Source organism: Streptomyces sp. NPDC005878 (assembly GCF_040629815.1).
Lineage (GTDB): Bacteria > Actinomycetota > Actinomycetes > Streptomycetales > Streptomycetaceae > Streptomyces.
Window position 1 is genome coordinate 90,450 of the sequence record NZ_JBEXWK010000009.1, and the last position, 18,491, is coordinate 108,940.

Sequence of the window (18,491 nt, forward strand, 5' to 3'; positions counted from 1 at the left end):
TCCTTCACCAACGTGTTCTTCTTAGCGACCACCAACAAGGTCTGCTGCTGACGCCGACCATTGTGGACCGTCCCACTGACAACGCCGACCGCGACCCGGGAACTTCGCCAGGTGTCGGTGCGCTTGCATACAGTGGCAGGACTTCTTCACCGCGATCGAAGGGACGTACATGCCCATGGGTCACACGGCCACCGCCCAGGCCGGCTCCGGCGGCCTGACAGCGACCGAGCACCGGCTGGCCAACGGCCTGCGCGTGGTGCTCTCCGAGGACCACCTGACCCCGGTCGCCGCGGTCTGCCTCTGGTACGACGTGGGCTCACGCCACGAGGTCAAGGGCCGCACGGGCCTGGCTCACCTCTTCGAGCACCTGATGTTCCAGGGCTCGCACCAGGTCCACGGAAACGGCCACTTCGAACTGGTGCAGGGAGCCGGCGGCTCGCTCAACGGCACCACCAGCTTCGAGCGCACCAACTACTTCGAGACCATGCCCACCCACCAGCTGGAGCTCGCGCTCTGGCTGGAGGCCGACCGCATGGGCTCGCTGCTCTCCGCCCTGGACGAGGAGTCCATGGAGAACCAGCGCGACGTCGTCAAGAACGAGCGCCGCCAGCGGTACGACAACGTGCCCTACGGCACGGCGTTCGAGAAGCTCACCGCGCTGGCCTACCCGGAGGGCCACCCGTACCACCACACGCCGATCGGCTCCATGGCCGACCTGGACGCGGCGACCCTGGAGGACGCGCGCGCCTTCTTCCGTACGTACTACGCGCCGAACAACGCGGTGCTGTCGGTCGTCGGCGACATCGACCCCGAGCGGACGCTCGCCTGGATCGAGAAGTACTTCGGCTCCATCCCCTCCCACGACGGCAAGCAGCCGCCGCGCGACGGCACCCTGCCCGGCGTGATCGGCGAGCAGCTGCGCGAGGTCGTCCACGAGGACGTGCCCGCGCGCGCCCTGATGGCCGCCTACAGGCTGCCGCACGACGGCACCCGCGAGTGCGACGCGGCGGACCTGGCGCTCACCGTCCTCGGCGGCGGCGAGTCCTCCCGCCTCCATAACCGCCTGGTCCGCCGCGACCAGAGCGCGGTCGCGGCCGGATTCGGCCTGCTGCGCCTGGCCGGCGCCCCCTCGCTCGGCTGGCTGGACGTGAAGACGTCCGGCGGCGTCGACGTCCCCGACATCGAGTCGGCCGTGGACGAGGAGCTCGCCCGGTTCGCCGAAGAGGGCCCCACGGCCGAGGAGATGGAGCGCGCCCAGGCCCAGCTGGAGCGCGAGTGGCTGGACCGGCTCGGCACGGTCGCGGGCCGCGCCGACGAACTCTGCCGGTACGCGGTGCTGTTCGGCGACCCCCAGCTCGCGCTGACCGCCGTCGACCGGGTCCTCGACATCACGGCCGAGGAGGTGCGGGACGTGGCGCGGGCCACCCTGCGCCCGGACAACAGGGCGGTGCTGGTCTACGAGCCGACCACCGCAGAGGCAGACGAGGCGGCCGACGCCGACGCAGAGGGAGCAGAGCAGTGAGCGACACCGGCGTGACCATGCAGTTCCACCCCCGGCCCGCCGCCGGCACCGCGCGCCCCTGGGCCTTCCCCGCCCCCGGCCGCTCCACCCTGCCCAACGGGCTGACCGTGCTGCGCTGCGACCGCCCCGGCCAGCAGGTCGTGGCCGTCGAGATCTTCCTCGCCGCCCCGCTGGACGCCGAGCCGGCGGGCCTGGACGGCGTCGCCACGATCATGGCGCGCGCGTTCTCCGAGGGCACCGACAAGCGCTCCGCCGAGGAGTTCGCCGCCGACCTGGAGCGCTGCGGCGCCACCCTGGACGCGCACGCGGACCACCCGGGCGTGCGGGTCTCCCTGGAGGTGCCGGTCTCCCGGCTCCCCAAGGCGCTCGGGCTGCTCGCCGAGGCGCTGCGGGCCCCCGCCTTCGCCGACGCCGAGGTCGACCGCCTGGTGCGCAACCGCCTCGACGAGATCCCGCACGAGCTGGCCAACCCGGCGCGCCGCGCCGCCCAGCAGCTCTCCCGCGAGCTCTTCCCGGCCAGTGCGCGCATGTCGCGCCCGCGCCAGGGCACCGAGGAGACCGTGGCGCGGATCGACGCGGCGGCGGTACGGGCCTTCTACGAGGCGTACGTACGGCCCGCCGCGGCCACCGCCGTGGTCGTGGGCGACCTGGGCGCCACCGACCTGGACGCGGTCCTGGCGGACACCCTGGGCGCCTGGACCGGCCATCCGGCCGAGGAGCGCCCGATGCCCCCGGTCACCGCCGACGACACCGGTCGCGTGGTCATCGTCGACCGGCCCGGCGCCGTCCAGACGCAGCTCCTGATCGGCCGGATCGGCCCGGACCGCCACGACCGCGTCTGGCCGGCCCAGGTCCTCGGGACGTACTGCCTGGGCGGCACGCTCACCTCCCGCCTGGACCGTGTCCTGCGCGAGGAGAAGGGCTACACCTACGGAGTGCGCTCGTACGGCCAGGTGCTGCGCTCGGGCCCGGAGGGCACCGGCGCCGCCATGCTCGCCATCAGCGGCTCGGTGGACACGCCCAACACGGGCCCGGCCCTGGACGACCTGTGGACGGTGCTGCGCAAGCTCGCCGCCGAGGGGCTCGACGACGCCGAGCGCGAGACGGCCGTGCAGAACCTGGTGGGCGTGGCCCCGCTGAAGTACGAGACGGCCGCCGCCGTCGCCGGGACGCTGGCCGACCAGGTCGAGCAGCACCTCCCGGACGACTACCAGGCGCAGTTGTACGCGCGCCTGGCCGACACCGGCACCGTGGAGGCCACGGCGGCGGTCGTCAGCGCCTTCCCGGTGGACCGCCTGGTGACGGTCCTCGTCGGGGACGCGGCACAGATCGCGGAGCCCGTCAAGGCCCTGGGAATCGGCGAAGTCACCGTAGTGGCGGGCTGATTGGGCCGTCCGCCGAAGACGGGCGGACGGGACGGGTGAGGACCCCGGTGGCCGAGAGGCCGCCGGGGTCCCCCTGTATGTCCGTTTTGTTGGGGAGGTTGCCTGTCTGTCATGTGGCGTGCGCTACAAAATGACGCGTCTGTTTGGTGATTGAAAGATCAGCCGTCTAGCGTCAGTCCGGCTGTCCGTCACCACCCGTCGCAGCCGCGGCACCGGACAGCCATCGCCGAGTCCCCAACTGGCGCGAGCCAGGGGAGCCGGGGACCCACTCAGTCCCTGGGGTGAATCGGACGCCTCCGCCCGCGGAGGGGCCCGTAGGAGACCTTCCAGCTCCGAACCCGTCAGCTAACCCGGTAGGCGAGATGGAAGGAAAGGAACCCGCCTCTCCATGGCGTTCACCCGTGCCACCGGGAAGCACCGTCGGCCCAGCGCCGTGTCGCGCAAGAGCGCGAACATAGCGGGCATCGCCACCCTCGCCACCGCCGGAGTCGTGGGCACCCTCGCCTCCCCGGCCATGGCCGCCGACAGCTCGGCGCCCGCCGCCGCCTCGGTCGAGGACACCGGCATCACCCAGGCCATCGTGATCGGTGACTCCCTCGCCGAGCGGATCGACGCCCAGGCCGCCGCCCAGCAGCACGCCGCCGACAAGGCCCGCGCCGCCGCCGAGGCGAAGCGCAAGGCCGAGGCGAAGGCCAAGGAGGAGCGCGAGGCCAGGGAGCGCGCCGCCCGCGAGGCCGAGCGCAAGCGCCTCAACTCCTTCGTCGCCCCGATCGACGGCGGTTACGTCTCCACCGGCTACAAGACCGGCGGCTCGATCTGGTCCTCCGGCAGCCACACCGGCATCGACTTCCACGCGGGCGAGGGCACCCCGGTGCACGCGGTCGGCCTGGGCACCGTCGTCGAGGCGGGCTGGGGCGGCGCCTACGGCAACAACATCGTGATCCGGATGAACGACGGCACGTACACGCAGTACGGCCACCTCTCGTCCATCGGGGTGTACGTCGGCCAGCGCGTCGAGCCGGGCCAGCAGATCGCCCTCTCCGGCAACACCGGCAACACCACCGGCCCGCACCTCCACTTCGAGGCCCGCACCGGCGAGTCGTACGGCTCGGACATCGACCCGATCGCGTATCTGCGCTCGCACGGCGTCAACGTCTGACCCGGACGCCCCCGCATCCGAAACCGCAAGCCCCCGGCGTATCGCGCCGGGGGCTTCGGCATGCCGTCCGGCGCGCGCACCCGCCCGTGGCCAAAAGATATGCATGGCCCACGGCACGTCACCGGGAATTAACAGACGCTGGAATAGAGTCGCCGAACAGGCGTCGATCGACCGCGTTTCGCGGGGATTAAGGCGGAGGTTCGGTCATGCGCATTCCCGCGCAATCGGTATGCACGGCAATCCGCGACGACATCGTCGCGGGGCTCTTCGCACGCGGCAGCCGGCTCACCGAGGAAGTGCTCGCACGGCGGTACGGAGTCTCCCGCGTCCCGGTCCGCGAGGCGCTGCGCACGCTGGAGTCCGAGGGGTTCGTCACCACGCGCCGGCACGCCGGGGCCTGTGTCGCGGAGCCGACCGAGCAGGAGGCGGCCGATCTGCTCGAACTGCGCGCCCTGCTGGAGCCGCTGGCCGCCTCGCGCGCCGCCGCCCGGCGCACCGAGGCCCATCTGAAGGTGCTGCGCGGCCTGGTCAGGCTCGGCCAGGACCGCGTTAGGCGGGGCCAGGGCGAGGATCTGCGCTCGCTGGGCGTCTGGTTCCACGAGACGCTCGCCCAGGCCTCGGGGAGCCCCGGCCTCATCGCGCTGCTCACCCAGCTGCGGCACAAGATCACGTGGATGTACGAGGCGGGGCAGCCCGCCCTGCCCGCCGAGTGCTGGGCGGAGCACGGGGCGATCGTGGACGCGCTGGCCCGCGGGGACGCCGAGCGGGCCCGGGCGCTGACCGCCCGCCACGCCGAACGCGCGTTTTCCGCCTATCGGCTGCGGCGCCCGGCGGACGTGAGGATCCCGCAACATGCCGTAAACACCGCGAGCGTCCGTGCTTAACAAGGTCGCCGTATACAAAGGGGTGATTCGGCGGGGCGGATTCGTGCTGCCCGAAAGCGGCACGGAATGCGGGGGCGGGGCCGGCCGGTCCGCGTTACCGGGCGCATAAGCCGGAGGCGCACCCGCGGGGAAAAGGAAAGGAGCCGCGACCCGGAATTCGGGTCCGCGGCTCCGATCGTGAAGTGCGGTGACACGCGGTGCGCCGGGACGGCGGCGCGGCTCCGGGTCCCGGCCGGCCGGGCGCTGTCGGCGGGGTCGCGTCCGCCGGGCCGGGTCAGCCGGGTCGGCTCGGCCGGTGGGCCGCGTCAGCCGGACCGGTCGGACAGGTCAGCCGGGTCAGACGGTCTCGGGGAGCTCCTCAAGACCTTCCTCGACCAGCTTCGCCAGACGGTCCAGGGCCGCCTCGGCGCCCTCCGCCTCGGAAGCCAGCACGATCTCCTCGCCGCCCTGCGCGCCCAGGCCGAGCACCGCGAGCATGGAGGCGGCGTTGACCGGGTTGCCGTCGGCCTTGGCGATCGTCACGGGGACGCCGGAGGCCGTGGCGGCGCGGACGAAAAGGGAAGCGGGGCGGGCGTGCAGGCCCTCGGCCCAGCCGACATTGACGCGGCGCTCAGCCATGGTGATGCCCTTCGAGATCTCTCACGGTTGTCTAGACCAGTCTCTCATGTCATGCGCGGTGCTCGTGCCGACGTCGGTCCCGGATCCGGCGGTCCCTCGGCCCGGCGCCGTCTCCACCTTGCCCCCTACCTTGACCCGACCCAACCGGCCCCGCGACCCGTAGGCTGCCGGTATGCAGGCTCCGCAGGAGAAGACGCAGGACCCCGCGTACCCGGCCCACTGGGAGGCCGACGTCGTGCTGCGCGACGGGGGGACCGCCCGGATCAGGCCCATCACCACCGAGGACGCGGAGCGGCTCGTCTCGTTCTACGAGCAGGTCTCGGACGAGTCCAAGTACTACCGCTTCTTCGCGCCCTACCCCCGGCTCTCCGCCAAGGACGTGCACCGCTTCACCCATCACGACTACGTGGACCGGGTGGGACTCGCGGCGACGGTCGGCGGCGAGTTCATCGCGACCGTCCGCTACGACCGGATCGACGCCCAGGGCCGGCCCGCCTCGGCGCCCGCCGACGAGGCCGAGGTGGCGTTCCTGGTCCAGGACGCCCACCAGGGGCGCGGGGTCGCCTCCGCGCTCCTCGAACACATCGCGGAGGTCGCGCGCGAGCGGGGGATCAGGCGGTTCGCGGCGGAGGTGCTGCCCGCCAACAACAAGATGATCAAGGTGTTCACGGACGCCGGCTACCAGCAGAAGCGTTCCTTCGAGGACGGCTCGGTCCATCTCACGCTGGATCTGGAGCCGACCGCCGAGTCGCTGGCCGTGCAGCGTGCGCGTGAGCAGCGCGCCGAGGCCCGCTCGGTGCAGCGGCTGCTCGCCCCCGGCTCGGTGGCCGTGATCGGCGCCGGCCGCGCGCCGGGCGGCGTGGGCCGCACGGTGCTGCGCAACCTCCTGGGCGCGGGCTTCACCGGACGTGTGTACGCGGTCAACCGGGCCCTGCCGGAAGGCGGTTCCGAGATCGAGGGCGTCCGGGCGGTCCGCTCGCTCGGCGAGATCGGGGAGCCGGTCGACCTCGCGGTCGTCGCGGTCCCGGCCGGACGGGTGCAGGAGGCGGTCGCGGAGTGCGGGGAGCACGGGGTGCAGGGGCTGGTCGTCCTGTCCGCCGGGTACGCCGAGAGCGGCGCGGCCGGACGCGAGCGCCAGCGCGAACTGCTGCGGCAGGTGCGGTCGTACGGGATGCGGCTGATCGGGCCCAACGCGTTCGGCGTCATCAACACCGCGCCCGGGACGCGCCTGAACGCCTCGCTCGCGCCCGAGCCGCCGCGGCGGGGCCGGATCGGCCTGTTCACCCAGTCGGGCGCGATCGGCATCGCGCTCCTGTCGGGACTGCACCGGCGGGGCGCGGGCTTGTCGGCGTTCATCTCGTCGGGCAACCGGGCGGACGTCTCGGGCAACGACATCCTCCAGTACTGGTACGAGGACGCGGACACGGACGTGGTCCTGCTGTACCTGGAGTCCATCGGCAACCCGCGGAAGTTCACCCGGCTCGCGCGGCGGACGGCGGCGGTGAAGCCGGTGGTCGCGGTGAAGGGCGCCCGCCACAGCGGCTCGACCCCGCCGGGCCACGCCGTCCCGGTGACCCGGGTCCCGGACGCGGCGGTCTCGGCGCTGCTGCGCCAGGCGGGCGTGATCCGGGTGGACACGGTGACCGAGCTGGTCGACGCGGGCGTCCTGCTCGCGGGCCAGCCGCTCCCGGCCGGGCCGCGCGTCGCCATCCTCGGCAACTCGGAGTCCCTCGGCCTGCTCACGTACGACGCCTGCCTCACGGAGGGCCTGCGCCCGCACCCGCCGGTCGACCTGACGACGGCGGCCACCCCCGAGGACTTCCGCGACGCCCTGGCCCGGGCCCTGGCGGACGAGTTCTGCGACGCGGTGGTGGTCACGGCGATCCCCTGGGTGGGCGAGCCCGGCTACCCCGACGAGGCCCTGGCCACGGCCCTGCACCAGGCCACGACGACGGCCCCCGGGAAGCCGGTGGCGGTGGTGCACGTGGAACTGGGCGGCCTGGCGGAAGCCCTGGCAGCCGCAGCGAGCACAGCCCCCCGCACCCGACCCGCCTCCACCGGCGACGGGGTACAAGGCCACACCCGCACCGGCGCCCCGGGGCCCAGCGCCGACGAGGCGCCGGGGCACACCCCTACTGGCGCCCCAAGGCCCAGCGCCGACGGGGCACAGGGGCACGCCCCCACCGCCCTCCCGGGGCGGAGCCCCGAAGGGGTGCAGGGGCGGAGCCCCGCGAACGGCCCGGGACGCAGCCCCGACGAGCTGCAAGGCCACACCCCCACCGGCGCCCCAAGGCACAGCGCCGACGGGGCACAGCGGCACGTCCCCACCGCCCTCCCGGGGCGGGGCCCCGAAGGGGTGCAGGGGCGGAGCCCCGCGGGGGGTCCGGGGGCGCAGCCCCCGGGGAAACCCTCCCTCCTCAGCCCACCCCCACCCCCGGAGGGTTTCGGGAAGGGGCGGGGTGGGGGACAACCCGCCGGCCACGACGCACCCGCATCCGCACTCGCACCAGAACCCACACCCCCCACCACCCCCCACCGCATCCCCGCCTACCCCGCCGCGGAACGCGCGGTCCGCGCCCTCGCCGAAGCCGTCCGCTACGGCCAGTGGCGACGCCAGGCCGCCGAGCAGGGCCGCGTCCCGCAGTACGACGACATCGACGAGACGGGCGCGGCGGCCGACATCGAGCGGCTGCTGGGGGACGCCGACCCCCGCGGCACCACCCTGCCCGCCGAGGACGCCGCCGCCCTCCTCGCCCGGTACGGCATCCCCGTACGCCCTGCCCTGCCCGCCCCCCACCCCGACGCGGCCGTCGCGGCCGCCGCCCGCCTCGGCTACCCCGTCGCCCTGAAGACCACCGCCCCGCACCTGCGCCACCGCCCCGACCTCGGCGGCGTCCGCCTCGAACTCGCCGACGAGGAGCAACTGCGCCGCGCGTACACGGAGTTGACGCAGGCCCTCGGTAAGCCCGAGGAGCTCCAGCCGGTCGTCCAGGCGATGGCCCCGCGCGGCGTGGACACCGTGGTGCGCGCCGCGATCGACCCGGCCGTCGGCGCCGTCCTCTCCTTCGGTCTCGCCGGAGCCGCCTCCGAGCTGCTCGGCGACACCGGCCACCGCCTGGTCCCCGCCACCGACCGGGACGCCGCCGAGCTGGTCCGGTCGATCCGGACCGCCCCCCTCCTCTTCGGCTGGCGCGGCTCCGCCCCGGTGGACACGGCGGCCCTCGAAGAGCTGCTGCTGCGGGTCTCGCGGCTGGTCGACGACCACCCCGAGGTCGTCGCCGTCTCCCTGGAACCGGTCGTCGTCGCCCAGCACGGCCTGTCCGTACTCGGCGCGAGCCTGCGCCTCGCACCGCCGCCGCCCCGCTCCGACCTCGGCCCGCGCCGGCTGCCCAGCTACTGAAACGATCGGGCCCCGGGGCCCCGTAGGATGGAGTCCATGGCGAAGACCGGCACGATGACCCAGGGGCTGCGCGCGGCGATCGAGCGCAGCGGCTACTACCCGGCCCTTGTGGCCGAGGCGGTGGAGGCCGCCGTCGGTGGTGAGCCCATCGCGTCGTACCTGGTCCACCAGGAGACCACCTTCGACGCCAACGAGGTCCGCCGCCATGTGACGGTCCTGGTCCTGACGGACAACCGTTTCATCGTCAGCCACACCGACGAGCAGAACGCGGACACCAGCTCCCCGACGCCGTACGCCACGACCTCCACCGAGTCCGTGAAGCTCGACCGGATCTCGTCCGTGGTCGTGAGCCGCGTGGTGGCCAACCCCGAGTCGTACACCCCCGGCACCCTGCCCCGCGAGGTCGTCCTGACCATCGGCTGGGGCGCGGTCTCCCGGATCGACCTGGAGCCCGCCGCCTGCGGCGACCCGAACTGCGACGCCGACCACGGCTACACCGGCAGCTCCACCGCCGACGACCTGAGCCTGCGCGTCAGCGAGGCCGGGGACGGGCCGGACACCGTGCGCCAGACCCTCGGCTTCGCCCAGGCGCTCTCCGAGGCCACCGCGGCGACCTCCCGCTGATGGTCCAGCCCACCTGGCAGGACCCCGAGCCCCTCGCCCTCGACACCGCCCCCCTGCCCGAGTACGGCAGCGGCTCGCTCGCCGACCTGCTGCCCACCCTCGCGGCGGGCATGGGCGTGCCCGGGACGACCGCCGCCATCGCGGAGCTGACCCCGGCCGACCGGAACTGCGTGTTCCTGATCGACGGGCTCGGCTGGGAGCAGATCAAGGCCCACCCGGACGAGGCGCCCTATCTGCACGGGCTGCTCGCGGGCTCGCGCGGCGGCACCGGCCGGCCGATCACGGCCGGGTTCCCGGCCACCACCGCCACCTCCCTCGCCTCCGTCGGCACCGGCCTGCCGCCCTCCGCGCACGGCCTGCCCGGCTACACCGCGCGCGACCCGCGGACCGGCGAGCTGATGAACCAGCTCCGCTGGAAGCCCTGGACCGACCCGCACGCCTGGCAGCCCTACCCCACGGTCTTCCAGCTGGCCGACGCGGCGGGCGTGCACACCGCCCAGGTGTCCTCGCCGACCTTCGAGCACACCCCGCTCACCAAGGTCGCGCTCAGTGGCGGAACGTTTCACGGCAGGCTGACCGGCGAGGACCGCATGGACCTGGCCGCCGCCCAACTGGCCGCCGGGGACCGCTCGCTCGTCTACACGTACTACAGCGAGGTCGACGGCAAGGGCCACCGCTTCGGCGTGGACTCGGACGCCTGGCGGGGCCAGCTGATGTACGTCGACCGGCTGGTCCAGCGGCTCGCCGAGCAGCTGCCGCCGCGCTCCGCGCTCTATGTCACCGCCGACCACGGCATGATCGACATCCCCTTCGACGAGGAGTCGCGCATCGACTTCGACGAGGACTGGGAGCTGCGCGCGGGAGTGGCCCTGCTCGGCGGCGAGGGCCGGGCCCGCCATGTGTACGCCGTCCCCGGCGCCGAGTCCGACGTGCTCACCGTCTGGCGCGAGGTACTGGGCGAGCAGTTCTGGGTGGCGAGCCGCGACGAGGCCATCGCGGCGGGCTGGTTCGGGCAGCCGGGCGCCTGCGACGAGCGGGTGTACGGGCGGATCGGCGATGTCGTCGCGGCCGCCCACGCCGATGTGGTGATCATCGCCTCGCGGAACGAGCCGCACGAGTCCGCGATGGTCGGCATGCACGGCTCGATGACCCCCGTCGAGCAGCTCGTGCCGCTCCTCGAAGTACGCTCGTAGTCTCCCTCCCGCACCTCTCCCTCTCCTCCGTCTCCTGTACGCGGACGCGTGCGCAGATCCGAAAGGCCGTCACCCTCCCATGCCCGAGTTGGTGTTCTTCTCCGGAACGATGGACTGCGGAAAGAGCACCCTCGCTCTGCAGATCGAGCACAACCGCTCCACGCGCGGCCTCCAGGGCATGATCTTCACCCGGGACGACCGCGCGGGCGAGGGCAAGCTGTCCTCCCGGCTCGGGCTGGTGACGGACGCGGTCGAGGCGGCCGAGGGCTTCGACTTCTACGCGTACCTGGTCGCCCACCTCTCCAAGGGCGGCCGCTGCGACTACGTGATCGCCGACGAGGCGCAGTTCCTCGCGCCCGACCAGATCGACCAGCTCGCCCGGGTCGTCGACGACCTCGACCTGGACGTCTTCGCCTTCGGCATCACCACCGACTTCCGCTCCAAGCTCTTCCCCGGCTCACAGCGGCTGGTCGAGCTGGCGGACCGCGTCGAGGTCCTCCAGGTCGAGGCGCTCTGCTGGTGCGGGGCGCGCGCCACGCACAACGCGCGTACGCGGGGCGGGGAGATGGTGGTCGAGGGCGCGCAGGTCGTCGTCGGCGACGTGAACCACTCCGAGGACGAGATCGGGTACGAGGTGCTGTGCCGGCGCCACCACCGGCGCCGGATGACGGCCGCCGCGGCGCGGGCGGCCGCCCTGTCGCCGGACGTCCTGCCCATCGACGCGTAGGCGCCGCGGCCGCCGTGCTCCGTCCGCGGGCCGGTGGGCGCCTCGCGCGGGCGGGGATCAGGCCGTCGACCGCACCAGCGTGAACACCGCTCCCTCCGGGTCCGTCACCGTCGCCACCCGGCCGCCGGCCGCGTCGCGGGGCGGCTGGAGGACGTGGCCCCCCAGCTCCGTGACCCGCTGGGCCGCCTCGTCGGTGTCCGCGACCTCGAAGTACGTCATCCAGTGCGCGCCCTTGTCGCGCGGCAGCGCCTGGCCCACGCCGTGCAGGGAGCAGACGGGGCGGCCCTCGATGCGCAGCGTCACCCGGTCGAGGTCGGCCGACTCCACCGTCTCCCTCTCGTAGCCGAACACCGACTCGTAGAACTTGCCGACCGCGGCGGTCTCACGGGTGACCAGTTCGTTCCAGACGGGGGTGCCCGGGGCGCCGGCCACCGCCGTGCCCACGTGTGCCTGCGCCTGCCAGGCGCCGAAGACGGCGCCCTCCGGGTCCGAGGCGATCACCAGCCGTCCCGCGTCGCCCGCCTCCAGCGGACCGACGCCGACCGTGCCGCCGCAGTGCCGGATCGTCTCGGCCGTGGCGTCGGCGTCGTCGGTGGCCAGATACGTGGTCCAGGCGATCGGCAGGTGCTGGTCGGGCGGGAGCTGCCCGATGCCCGCCACCTCCGCGCCGTCGAGCAGGGCCCGCACATAGGGGCCGAGCGAGGCGGGCCCCGGCCGGAACTCCCAGCCGAACAGCGCCGCGTAGAACTCCTGGGTGGGAGCCAGGGCATGCACCATGAGGCTCACCCAGCAGGGTGTGCCGGGCGTGCGCCGGGTCTCTGCCTGGGACATCGTGACTCTCTCCTCGGACCATCGCTGGGGGATCGCGCCCTGAAGAGACGGGCGGCCGGGCCACGCCGACGCCCGCCTTCCCGCAGATGCTTGCACCACCGACGGCCAAGCGCGCCCCGGCCGCGCCGCTTTTGGCGCGTTCCCGAAGGAGGATGCCCGCTTTGGCATTTCTCATCCGTTTCGGGGCCGTTACGCGGTGCCGCGCGCTGCGGAAGGATGGCCTCATGAACGCCATCATCAGCGCATCCGAACTGGCGGACGAGCTGGCCGGGGAGCGTCCCCCGGTCCTCCTGGACATCCGCTGGCAGCTCAGTGTGGCGAAGGCGGGCGGCGCCGCCCCCTTCGACGGCCGGGCCGCGTACGAGGCCGGGCATCTGCCCGGCGCGGTCTTCGTCGACCTCGACGCGGAGCTGGCGGGACCGCCCGGCGACGGGGGACGCCACCCGCTGCCCGACGTCGCGGAGTTCGGCGCCGTGATGCGCCGCGCGGGCGTGTCGGCCGGCAGGCCCGTCGTCGTCTACGACGGCGGCCAGGGCTGGGCCGCGGCCCGCGCCTGGTGGCTGCTGCGCTGGACGGGTCACCAGGACGTCCGGGTCCTCGACGGCGGCCTCGCCGCCTGGACCGGCGCCCTGTCGAACGAGGTCCCGGCGCCGGCCGAGGGCGACTTCGTCCCCGAGCCCGGCGCGGTCGGCCTGCTCGACGCGGACGGGGCGGCGGCGCTCGCGCGGTCCGGGCTGCTGCTGGACGCCCGGGCGGGGGAGCGGTACCGGGGCGAGGTCGAGCCCATCGACCGGGTGGGCGGCCACATCCCGGGCGCGGTCTCCGCCCCGACCACCGAGAACGTGGGCCCTGACGGGCGCTTCCTGCCCGCCGAGGATCTCGCCGACCGCTTCACGTCCCTGGGGGCGTCGGGCAACGAGGTCGGGGTGTACTGCGGTTCGGGGGTCTCCGGCGCCCATGAGGTGCTGGCCCTGGCGGTCGCGGGCATTCCGGCCGCGCTCTACGCGGGATCCTGGTCGCAGTGGTCCTCGGACGAGTCGCGCCCGGTGGCGACCGGCCCCGACCCGCAGTAACGCGCCGAGGGGCCCGCGCCGGACGCGGGCCCCTCGGTTTTCGCGGTCGCCCGCACCGTGACGCGGCCCTACGCGGACGCACGCGGCGGACGTACGGGCCGCCCTGCTCCTACTCCTGCTTCTTGCGCCGGGTCCCGAAGACGATCTCGTCCCAGCTCGGTACCGCGGCCCGCCGCCCGGGCCGGACGCCGTCCGCCTCGGCCTGGCGGTCGGTGGTGCCGGTGAGGCGGTCGCGGTGGCCGGTGACCGAACGGGGCATCAGGACGTCCGCGTACGCCGCGCCGGCGCCCGCCGACGCCGCCGGTGCGGGCGGCTCCTCGACCTCGGGCTCCGCCTCCGGCTCGCCCGCCGGGGGTTCCACGGGCGGGGCGGGCCGCTCGGGCACCACCATGTCGCCGCGGAAGCTCGGCACGGCCTCCAGGAGGCTGGTCAGCGAGTCGCTCTCGTCCGAGGCGGCCACGGGCTCCGGCGCCACGGGCGCGGTCGGCCGTTCCAGGGGCCGCTCCAACTGCCGGTCCAGGGCGCGGTCGAGCGGCCTGTCCCGGGGCAGCCTGGCGATCCTGGGCACGAACGGGAAGCTCGGCTCGGGGGTGTCGTCGGTCTCGCCGATCAGCGACCGGGCCTCGTCGTCGACGGCCTGGACGAGCCGGCGCGGCGGGTCGTAGGTCCAGCTGGCGGCGTGCGGCTCGGTGGCCACCCGGTAGACGAGCAGGACCTCCCAGGTGCCGTCGTCGCGGCGCCAGGAGTCCCACTGGACACTGTCCTTGTCGGCGCCGCGCAGCAGCAGCCGCTCCTGGACGGCCTCGCCGAGCTGGGGACCGGTGTTCTCGCCCGGACGCCGCACGGGGGTCTTGCGCGCCCGCTCGGCCATGAAGGCACGCTCCGCGAGCACGGGGCCCTCGAAGCGCCGGACCCGGTCCACGGGAATCCCGGCGAGCTGGGCGACCTCCTCGGCCGAGGCACCCGCCCGTATACGCGCCTGGATGTCGCGCGGGCGGAGGTGGCTCTCGACCTCGATCTCGATCTGCCCGAGCCGGGCGCGGTCGTTGCGCACGGCGGCGCGCAGCCGCTCATCGATCGGAAGCGTGTATTCCGTGCTGTCCGCAGCCTTGAGCACCAGTCGTGTGCCGTCGTTGGAGACGGCCACGACACGCAGTTCGGGCATGGGGACCTCCCGGGTGGTGCCTGCCGACGTCACCTGCGTCGCTGCTTCCGCTAGTCGAGTGTGGCCTGCCCGGGTGCAGCCTGCCACAACCTTGCCGAGTTGCCCGGCGTGTCGGGCATGGGCCCTGGAACGCCGTTATGGCACGGTTACCTGTTCGCGACGCAGAGTGACCGAAGTGGTCGCTCTGGACAGCAGGCGTCCGTGCGGTGCCGCGGCGCCGCCGGTTCGAGTGCCGCTTTCGGCCCCCTCCCGCAGTGCCCGGAAACCCGAGAGGGAGACCAGGCCCAGGGCTCGCCACAGTACTCCATTCGGGCCACGGGGGTGGACCGCCGCGCCGCCGAAGTTCTCCCTGGGGGCGGGAGTTGGACGCCGCGCGCCGGACGAATACGCACTTCATACGTGGCGTGCTTCACAGAATCGCCAGAAACGGAACTAATCGCTTCGCCCATAGGTCCCTCCTACGTACAAGCGGACGGAGAAGGGCGAACAGAGGCTTTTAATGGGTGAGAAGCCGGATACCGGGACGAAACTGGACGAGAAGCGCCTCGATCTGAGTGTGCCCCAGGTCGCGGGCAGCGCGCTCGCGGCCGTCGCGGCGGCCGTGCTCGCCTCCCGGCTCGGTGTCTACGGGACGATCGTCGGCGCGGGCGTGGTGAGCGTCGTCGCCACCTGCGGCGGCACGGTCTTCCAGCACCTGTTCCGGCGCACCGGGGAACAACTGCGCGACGTCACCGCCCAGTCCCTGCCCCGGGCCCGCCGCGATCCGGCCCGCCCCGCGTACGAGGACACCCGCGCGGGCGAGTTCGGCGCGGCCACCGTGCACGGCACCCGGCTGCGCGGCTGGAAGCGCTCGTCGCTCGGCGCGGCCGTCGTCTTCGCGGTCGCGATGGGCGGTATCACGGCGTACGAACTGGCGTCCGGCGCGGAGCTGGGCGGCGGCGGGGGCGGCACCACCGTCGGCTCGGTCGTCCGGGGGAGCGGAGACGGGGCGGCCGGGCCGGACAAGGACTCCCGCCCCGACCGTCCCGCCTCGCCCGCGCCCGGCACCGGCGGCGAAGGGGACACCTCCGCCACGCCGGACCCCGGCGGGGGGACCGGCGACGCGCCCACCCCGGGCACCTCGGCCCCGACGTCCCCCAGCCCGTCCCCGACCCCCTCGACCGGGTCCGGCGGCGCCTCCACCGGTGGTACGGGCTCCTCCGGCGGCACCTCGTCGGGCGGCACCCCGGCCCCCACCCCGTCGTCGCCCTCCGCACCCACGGACCAGAAGTCCCCGGGGCCGGACCCCGCCGCGCCCGGCACGGGCGCGGGCACGGACGCCGTCCCGTCGCCGTAGGGCGCAGGTCTCCGCCGGCCCGTCAGTCCCCGAGCACCCGGCGCAGATAGGCGTTGCCGAAGAGCCGGTCGGGGTCGAGCCGGTCGCGCAGGGCGGTGAACTCGCCGAAGCGGGGGTAGACCCCGGCGAAGTACTCGGCGTCGCGGCTGTGCACCTTGCCCCAGTGCGGACGGCCCGCGTGCGCGGTCATGATCCGCTCCACGGCGGTGAAGTACGCCTGGTACGGCGTGCCCCGGTACATGTGCACGGCGATGTACGCGGTGTCGCGCCCCGACGCCGTGGAGAGCGCGATGTCGTCGGCCGGGGCGGTGCGCACCTCCACCGGGAAGCTCACCCGCAGCCTCGACCGGTCGACCAGCGCCCGCACTTCGCGCAGCGCCTCCACGACCGCCTCGCGCGGCAGGGCGTACTCCATCTCGACGAACCGCACCCGGCGGGGACTTGTGAAGACCTTGTACGGAATGTCGGTGTACGTACGGGCGGAGAGGGCGCGGCTGGAAACCTTGGCGATCGCGGGGATCGTCGCGGGGACGGCCCGGCCCAGCGAACAGACGACCTGGAAGAGGCCGTTCGACATGAACTCGTCCTCGATCCAGCCGCTCACCCGGCCGGGCGGGGCGGCGGGGCCCGCGCTGCGGTTGTTGCGCTTGGTGTTGCAGTTGCCGGTGTGCGGGAACCAGTAGAACTCGAAGTGCTCGTTCTCGGCGTACAGGGCGTCGAACTCGGACGTGACCTTGTCGAAGGTCATCGGCTCCTCGCGCGCGGTGAGCAGGAACTCGGGCTCCACGGCGAAGGTGATCGCCGAGACGACGCCGAGCGCCCCGAGGCCGATCCGGGCCGCCGCGAAGACCTCCGGGTTCTCCTTCGCCGAGCAGGTCAGCGTCGAGCCGTCGGCCGTGATCAGTTCGAGGCCGGCGATCTGCGCGGCGATCGAGGCCGAGTCGCGGCCGGTGCCGTGGGTGCCGGTGGAGGTGGCCCCGGCCACCGTCTGCTCCATGATGTCGCCCATGTTGGTGAGCGAGAGGCCCTCGCGCGCGAGGACGGCGTTCAGCCGCTTCAGGGGCGTGCCCGCCTCGACGGTCACCGTCATGGCCGTACGGTCGATCCGCCGGATCCCGGTGAGCAGGTCCGGGCGTATGAGCACGCCGTCGGTGGCGGCGGCCGTGGTGAAGGAGTGGCCGGTGCCGACCGCCTTCACCTTCAGACCGTCCTCGGCGGCCCGGCGCACCACCTCGGCCAGTTCGTCCGCCGAGGCGGGGGAGGCCTCCCGCACCGGCCGGGCCGTGACGTTCCCCGCCCAGTTACGCCACGTGCTGCTGGTCGCTCCGCTCATCTGCTCCGAGCCCCTCCCGTTGCGGCGCCGGCCTGCGCAGCCGGCGGTACCCCAGGAACGCCACCGCGGCCGCGAGCGCTCCCGACACGACGGGCACCAGATACCCCGAGCGCGCGCCCGCCGCGTCCACCACCCAGCCGGCGGCCGACGACCCGAGCGCCACACCGACCGCCAGCCCGGTACTCGTCCAGGTCATGCCCTCGGTGAGCTTGCTGCGCGGTACATGCTGTTCGACGAGGGCCATGGTCGTCACCATCGTCGGTGCGATGGACAGGCCCGCGACAAAGAGCGCCACGGCCAGGAACGGCAGGCTCCCGGCCAGTTGGAGCGGGATCATACTCACCGCCATCGCGCACACGCCCACCAGCCACCTCGCGGCAGGGGCCCCCTTGAGGCGCAGCAGCCCGAAGACCGCTCCCGCGAGGCAGGAGCCCAGCGCGTAGACGGCGAGCACCAGACTGGCCGCCGCCTTGTGGCCGCGCTCGTCCGCGAAGGCCACGGTGACCACGTCGACCGCGCCGAAGATCGCGCCGGTGGCGACGAACGTGGCGACCAGGACCTGGAGCCCGGGGGAGCGCAGGGCGGCGCCGCCGGTGTGGTGCTCGCGCGGGTGCGGCACGGGCTCGGTGGCGCGCTGGGCGGTCAGCCAGAAGACGCCGGCGACCAGGAAGCCGGCCGCGATCAGCGGCCCCGCCTCCGGGAACCAGGCGGTGGAGAGCCCGATGGAGAGGATCGGCCCGACGATGAAGCAGAGCTCGTCGACGATCGACTCCCACGAGTACGCCGCGTGCAGGCTCTGCCCGTCGCCCCGGTAGAGCTCGGCCCAGCGGGCGCGGACCATCGAACCCACGCTCGGCACACAGCCCGCGCCCGCCGCGAAGACGAACAGCGACCAGTCGGGCGCGCCCTGCTGGGCGCAGACGAGCAGCCCGGCCACGGCGGCCACCGCGGCGAGCGTCGCGGGCCGCAGCACCCGCCGCTGGCCGTGCCGGTCGACCAGGCGCGAGATGTACGGGCCGAGCACGGCGGCCGACATGGCGAGCGTCGCCGAGAGCGCCCCGGCCAGGCCGTAGCGGCCGGTGAGCTGGGAGACCATCGTGACGATGCCGATGCCCATCATGGACAGCGGCATCCGGCCGAGCAGTCCGGCCGCGGAGAACCGCTTGGTGCCGGGTGCGGTGAAGATCGCGCGGTAGGGACTGGGCATGGGCGCTCCGGCTGCCGGCTCAGCCGTACGGCCG

At 73.9% G+C, this 18,491-nt stretch carries 15 protein-coding genes and 1 riboswitch; of the genes, 10 read left to right on the plus strand and 5 right to left on the minus strand.

Annotation, left to right across the window (positions count from 1 at the left end; genetic code table 11):
- The first annotated feature begins 169 nt into the window (after positions 1 to 169).
- From ABZ404_RS16460 to ABZ404_RS16475, 4 genes are all read left to right on the plus strand, one after another.
- On the plus strand, positions 170 to 1,522 hold the full coding sequence (locus ABZ404_RS16460; protein ID WP_358834303.1) for a pitrilysin family protein: 1,353 nt from the start codon (positions 170 to 172) through the stop codon (positions 1,520 to 1,522).
- Positions 1,523 to 1,539: 17 nt separating this feature from the next.
- Positions 1,540 to 2,907, plus strand: a complete 1,368-nt coding sequence (locus ABZ404_RS16465) for a pitrilysin family protein (protein WP_358834306.1) — start codon at positions 1,540 to 1,542, stop codon at positions 2,905 to 2,907.
- A gap of 214 nt (positions 2,908 to 3,121) precedes the next feature.
- Positions 3,122 to 3,282, plus strand: a riboswitch (cyclic di-AMP (ydaO/yuaA leader).
- Between the two features lie 13 nt (positions 3,283 to 3,295).
- On the plus strand, positions 3,296 to 4,066 hold the full coding sequence (locus ABZ404_RS16470) for a M23 family metallopeptidase (RefSeq protein ID WP_358834302.1): 771 nt from the start codon (positions 3,296 to 3,298) through the stop codon (positions 4,064 to 4,066).
- Positions 4,067 to 4,272: 206 nt separating this feature from the next.
- Positions 4,273 to 4,950 carry a GntR family transcriptional regulator gene (locus ABZ404_RS16475; protein ID WP_358834301.1) on the plus strand — a complete coding sequence of 226 codons (678 nt, stop codon included), beginning with the start codon at positions 4,273 to 4,275 and terminating at the stop codon, positions 4,948 to 4,950.
- 336 nt (positions 4,951 to 5,286) lie between these two features.
- Here the strand turns inward: ABZ404_RS16475 and ABZ404_RS16480 are convergent, their stop codons facing one another.
- Positions 5,287 to 5,568: an HPr family phosphocarrier protein gene (locus ABZ404_RS16480; RefSeq protein WP_358834300.1), complete on the minus strand. Its 282-nt coding sequence runs from the start codon at positions 5,566 to 5,568 to the stop codon at positions 5,287 to 5,289.
- A 172-nt stretch (positions 5,569 to 5,740) separates the two neighbouring features.
- Here ABZ404_RS16480 and ABZ404_RS16485 point away from each other — a divergent pair, with 172 nt between their 5' ends.
- The 4 genes from ABZ404_RS16485 to ABZ404_RS16500 all read left to right on the plus strand — a co-directional run bounded on the left by ABZ404_RS16485 (position 5,741) and on the right by ABZ404_RS16500 (position 11,512).
- Positions 5,741 to 8,968 (plus strand): GNAT family N-acetyltransferase, encoded by a 3,228-nt coding sequence (locus tag ABZ404_RS16485; RefSeq protein ID WP_358990488.1) that lies wholly within the window; start codon positions 5,741 to 5,743, stop codon positions 8,966 to 8,968.
- Positions 8,969 to 9,004: 36 nt separating this feature from the next.
- Entirely contained in the window at positions 9,005 to 9,592 is a 588-nt protein-coding gene (locus ABZ404_RS16490; protein ID WP_358837375.1) for a DUF5998 family protein, read from the plus strand.
- Entirely contained in the window at positions 9,592 to 10,785 is a 1,194-nt protein-coding gene (locus tag ABZ404_RS16495; protein WP_358837374.1) for a nucleotide pyrophosphatase/phosphodiesterase family protein, read from the plus strand. The genes ABZ404_RS16490 and ABZ404_RS16495 overlap by 1 nt, the downstream gene beginning before the upstream one ends.
- 79 nt (positions 10,786 to 10,864) lie before the next feature.
- Complete coding sequence (locus tag ABZ404_RS16500; protein ID WP_358837373.1) at positions 10,865 to 11,512, plus strand: thymidine kinase; 648 nt, start codon at positions 10,865 to 10,867, stop codon at positions 11,510 to 11,512.
- Between the two features lie 57 nt (positions 11,513 to 11,569).
- Here the strand turns inward: ABZ404_RS16500 and ABZ404_RS16505 are convergent, their stop codons facing one another.
- Positions 11,570 to 12,343 (minus strand): VOC family protein, encoded by a 774-nt coding sequence (locus tag ABZ404_RS16505; protein ID WP_358837372.1) that lies wholly within the window; start codon positions 12,341 to 12,343, stop codon positions 11,570 to 11,572.
- A 224-nt stretch (positions 12,344 to 12,567) separates the two neighbouring features.
- On the opposite strand from ABZ404_RS16505, the gene ABZ404_RS16510 reads away from it, so the two are divergent.
- Positions 12,568 to 13,416 (plus strand): sulfurtransferase, encoded by an 849-nt coding sequence (locus tag ABZ404_RS16510; RefSeq protein WP_358990491.1) that lies wholly within the window; start codon positions 12,568 to 12,570, stop codon positions 13,414 to 13,416.
- 109 nt (positions 13,417 to 13,525) lie between these two features.
- Here ABZ404_RS16510 and sepH read toward each other — a convergent pair whose 3' ends face one another.
- Positions 13,526 to 14,581: a septation protein SepH gene (gene sepH / locus ABZ404_RS16515; protein WP_358990494.1), complete on the minus strand. Its 1,056-nt coding sequence runs from the start codon at positions 14,579 to 14,581 to the stop codon at positions 13,526 to 13,528.
- A 499-nt stretch (positions 14,582 to 15,080) separates the two neighbouring features.
- Here sepH and ABZ404_RS16520 point away from each other — a divergent pair, with 499 nt between their 5' ends.
- The gene (locus ABZ404_RS16520; RefSeq protein ID WP_358990497.1) at positions 15,081 to 15,917 is read left to right on the plus strand and encodes a hypothetical protein; all 837 of its coding nucleotides are present in this window, start codon (positions 15,081 to 15,083) and stop codon (positions 15,915 to 15,917) included.
- Positions 15,918 to 15,939: 22 nt separating this feature from the next.
- On the opposite strand, the gene ABZ404_RS16525 is transcribed toward ABZ404_RS16520, so the two are convergent.
- Positions 15,940 to 17,250, minus strand: coding sequence for a D-arabinono-1,4-lactone oxidase (locus tag ABZ404_RS16525; protein ID WP_358835107.1), 1,311 nt, complete (start codon positions 17,248 to 17,250; stop codon positions 15,940 to 15,942).
- Positions 17,219 to 18,457: an MFS transporter gene (locus ABZ404_RS16530; protein ID WP_358835108.1), complete on the minus strand. Its 1,239-nt coding sequence runs from the start codon at positions 18,455 to 18,457 to the stop codon at positions 17,219 to 17,221. The genes ABZ404_RS16525 and ABZ404_RS16530 overlap by 32 nt, the downstream gene beginning before the upstream one ends.
- Between the last annotated feature and the right edge of the window lie 34 nt (positions 18,458 to 18,491).